The organism is Kitasatospora sp. NPDC057692 (assembly GCF_042799475.1).
In the GTDB taxonomy this organism is placed as follows: Bacteria; Actinomycetota; Actinomycetes; order Streptomycetales; family Streptomycetaceae; genus Kitasatospora.
Genome location: NZ_JBHVIV010000208.1, coordinates 714 through 1,143, shown reverse-complemented (window position 1 = coordinate 1,143; position 430 = coordinate 714). Strand labels below are relative to the sequence as shown.

Here is a 430-nt window from a genome sequence, read left to right as displayed (position 1 = left end):
CCCCCAATGTAATGACAGCAACTAAAGCGAAAATAATCTTTTTCATTTTGCGTCCTCCTTCATTATTTCTTCCAGTAAACTTAAATCGTCAGAATCAATCGCAAGAGTCTGATCCCTGCAAAAAGGGCAATAGATTTCAGACGTACAGGCAGGCCTTTCTAAAAACAACCATTCCTCGCAGTCATCGCAATAGTATCCGATTAATGTTCCGTTCACTTTTGGCATTCCGCGCCCTCCTTCTCTTCCGGCGGCCACCATCCACGAACCAAGTACCCACTGATCGCCGCGGTAACTGACACACAATTTAATCTCAAACTCTGATTGTCGAAATAATACGCCAGAATTATTCCTATGGAATCAGCAACGCCCGACATTATGAGAAGCATCAATACTCTAAATGCAAATTTCACTCCGCGCCCTCCTTCACAGG

General features: G+C 44.2%; 1 protein-coding gene. It reads right to left on the bottom strand.

Going from position 1 to position 430, the window contains the following annotated elements; all coding sequences use genetic code 11:
• Nucleotides 1–212: 212 nt before the first annotated feature.
• Nucleotides 213–430, bottom strand: a 218-nt coding sequence (locus ACFVFS_RS40845; RefSeq protein ID WP_380630191.1) for a hypothetical protein, incomplete at its 5' end; no start/stop codon positions are given.